At 70.5% G+C, this 2,744-nt stretch carries 4 protein-coding genes; 1 reads left to right on the top strand and 3 read right to left on the bottom strand.

The features are described 5' to 3' along the window. Positions 1 to 292, top strand: a 292-nt coding sequence (locus RIF93_RS20765; protein WP_375163907.1) for a hypothetical protein, incomplete at its 5' end; no start/stop codon positions are given. Here RIF93_RS20765 and RIF93_RS19920 read toward each other — a convergent pair. The 3 genes from RIF93_RS19920 to pal all read right to left on the bottom strand — a co-directional run. After that, positions 205 to 1,077, bottom strand: coding sequence for a tol-pal system protein (locus RIF93_RS19920; protein WP_309093185.1), 873 nt, complete (start codon positions 1,075 to 1,077; stop codon positions 205 to 207). The genes RIF93_RS20765 and RIF93_RS19920 overlap by 88 nt on opposite strands. A gap of 40 nt (positions 1,078 to 1,117) precedes the next feature. Then, on the bottom strand, positions 1,118 to 2,212 hold the full coding sequence (locus RIF93_RS19915; protein WP_309093184.1) for a DUF3667 domain-containing protein: 1,095 nt from the start codon (positions 2,210 to 2,212) through the stop codon (positions 1,118 to 1,120). A gap of 107 nt (positions 2,213 to 2,319) precedes the next feature. Beyond that, positions 2,320 to 2,744, bottom strand: a 425-nt coding sequence (pal, locus tag RIF93_RS19910) for a peptidoglycan-associated lipoprotein Pal (RefSeq protein ID WP_309093183.1), incomplete at its 5' end; no start/stop codon positions are given.

Genomic DNA, 2,744 nt, shown 5'->3' with positions numbered 1-2,744 from the left:
CGCTGTCGGGCGACAGGCCATGGTCGACCGTGAGGGCGAGCAGGCGGCGTCCGTGGTCGCGCGCCCATCCGGCGGCGAGCCGAAGCAGGGCGAGGGAGTCGCCACCCCCCGACAGGGCCAGCGCCAGCGGGTGCGGGACATGGGCCTCAAGCCGGTCGGTCAGCCGCCGGCGGACCCGACCGATCCACGCCGGATCGTCCGGGGTCAGCCTGCTCTCCGCGCCGGGCAGGCGAAGCGGGTGCGGAGCTCGCCCGCCCGCGTGCGGGCCGAGCCGCTGGCCGCCGCGGCGTAGCGGCGGTCGAACTCGCCCAGGGCCGTGCAGGCCTGGGTCTTGCGGTCGGTCGCGTTCAGGGCGCTGGCCAGTTCGAGCACCGTCGCCCCGGCCCACGGCGTCGTCGGCCACCCTTCGAGGGCGGCGGCGTAGAAGGCCACGGCCCCGGCGTGGTCGCCCGCCGACACGCGCAGGTCGCCCAGGCGGGCGTTGGCCTCGCGGGCCTGCGGCGTGTCGGGCCAGGCCAGGGTGACGGTCTGCAAGGCGCGGTCGCCCATGGCCGGATCAGAGGCGGCCAGGCGGACGGCGGCGGCCAGATCGCGAGCCGGGTCGCCGGTGGGCGAGGTCGAGCTGATGGGGGCGTTCAGGGCGGCCTCCCGTTCAGCCGCCGCGGCCATGTCGCGGAGCCGCGTCTCGGCCGTTCGCAGCCGGCCCTCCAGGGCCGCCTTGTCGCGTGTCGTCTCATCCAGCTGGAAGGTCAGACGCTCAAGGTCGGAATTCACCCGCTGCAACGTCGCTTCCAGATCATTGAGGCGTCGATCCATGATCGCCACGCGGCCCGTCAGGGCGACGACTTCAGGGTCCGGCTCCACGATCACCGGCTGTCCGGCGGCGTTGCGCTGGGTCAGGGCCCGTTCCAGGCGGCGGACGTTGCGGTCCAGCTGGTCAAGACGGCGCTTGTCCCACTGTATGGGCTCCATGGGCGTCGTCTGGGCGACGACCGTCGTTGTCCCGGCGATCAGGACCACGCCGAGGGCCGTGACGAGGGCGTTCTTCGAGCGGAGGGCGGAGGGCAGCTTGAGCATGATGGAATTGGTCCCACCGATTTGAGGCCGCCGCAAGGCGTCAGCCGGTCAGGCCGAGCGCCACGATGGCCATGATGAACAGCATCAGGGCCACCGAGGCGAAGAACAGCAGCAACACCGTCCGCCAGGCGGCCGAGAACCAGGACAGACCGTAGGCCCCCTTCAGCTGGGCGAACATGTGCGCCGGGACGCCGAAGGTGATTAGCAGGCCGCCCGCCACGGCGAAACCGCTCCACAGCGGTCCCAAGATCGAGACGAGCATCATCAGGATCGACATGGCCGTCAGCGAATAGAGGACGAACACGCCGTGGTCGTAGAGGGTGAAGCCGCCCCGCCACAAGAACAGCAGGGCCACGAAAGGGATCGAGATCGGGATCAACAGGAAGCTGAATTTGTAGGCGGTCTGCTGAATCTTGTAGAGCGCAAGCTCCGGATTCATCAGCTTCTTGGTCAGCACCTTGTCGAAGCTCTTCCAACCGGTATTGATCTTCAGCTCTCCCGAGGCCAGTGCGTCGCGAACCTGCGAACCCTGCCACTTGCTCGCGGGCACGCCATCAGAATCGCCGGCGTCGGCGGGGGACTGGTCGCCAAGCTGGCGCTCCAGCGTGACCGTCAGGGCTTCGTAGACGCTGGCCGAAATCGCATCCCCCTCCGCGCGGGCTGCCGCGAGATCCGCCCTCGCCTCCTCCAGTTGCCTGGCGAGCGCGGCCTGTTCGCTGCGGCCGGGAGGGGATTGCACTCCCGCCTCGAGCCCGCCGCTGAAGCTGAACACGAAGAACATCAGGAAGACGGTGAACAGGAACATCGCCAGCGGCGAGACGTAGCGGGTGCGGCGGCCTTGGACCCACTCCCGCGTCAGACGGCCCGGATTGAACGCCAGAAGCGGCAGGGTGCGCCAGATGCGGGCGTCGAAGTGCAGGACCCCGTGCAGGATCTCCTCACCGAGGTGCAGCAGCGAGCGGTGGACATGGGTCGGCTGGCCGCAGTTGGAGCAGAACTTGCCCTCGACGGGCTGGCCGCAGTCGGTGCAGATCCCGTGCGCATCGCCGGCCTGCCCCGTCGGCCGTTCGATCGCCCCGGCCAGCAGGCCCCCGGCCGCCGCGCCGCCCGCCGCATCCAGATCCACCATGAGCATTCCCCCGCAGGAAGGCTCCGATCTAGCCGGGGGCGCGGGCGACGGTCAAAAGGAAAGGGGCGGCCGGTGCCCGGCCGCCCCTTCAACCTGCCTGCCGCAGCGGCGGCCTAGCGCACGGCGCCGGAGACGATCGCGGTGTGGGCGTTGCGGTTGCGCGCCCAGGCCTCTTCGTTGGAGCCGGCGGCGATCGGACGTTCCTTGCCGTAGCTGATCGTGTCGATGCGCGAGGCCGGGACGCCGCGCTGGATCAGGTAGGTGCGGACCGATTCGGCGCGGCGGGCGCCGAGGGCCAGGTTGTATTCGCGGGTGCCGCGTTCATCGGCGTTGCCCTCGATGCGGACCGTGACCTGCGGATAGCGCAGCAGCCAGGCCGCCTGGGCGTCCAGACGCGGATAGGCGTCGGGGCGGATCTCGTAACTGTCGAGGTCGAAGTAGACGCGGTCGCCGACGTTGACCACGAAGTCCTGTTCCGAGCCCGGGGCCGCGGAGCCGAGGGAGCCGCCGTCGACGGGGCCGCTCGGGGCGGTCGGAG

This window comes from Phenylobacterium sp., assembly GCF_031181185.1.
In the GTDB taxonomy this organism is placed as follows: domain Bacteria; phylum Pseudomonadota; class Alphaproteobacteria; order Caulobacterales; family Caulobacteraceae; genus Phenylobacterium.
The sequence above is the reverse complement of the archived record's forward strand: the minus strand, read 5'-3'. Positions and strand labels throughout refer to the sequence as shown.

Bases quoted from the DNA above. Each gene is read 5' to 3' on its own strand.
- RIF93_RS19920 (WP_309093185.1), bottom strand. From the start codon at position 1,077: ATGCTCAAGCTGCCCTCCGCCCTCCGCTCGAAGAACGCCCTCGTCACG.
- RIF93_RS19915 (WP_309093184.1), bottom strand. From the start codon at position 2,212: ATGCTCATGGTGGATCTGGATGCGGCGGGCGGCGCGGCGGCCGGGGGC.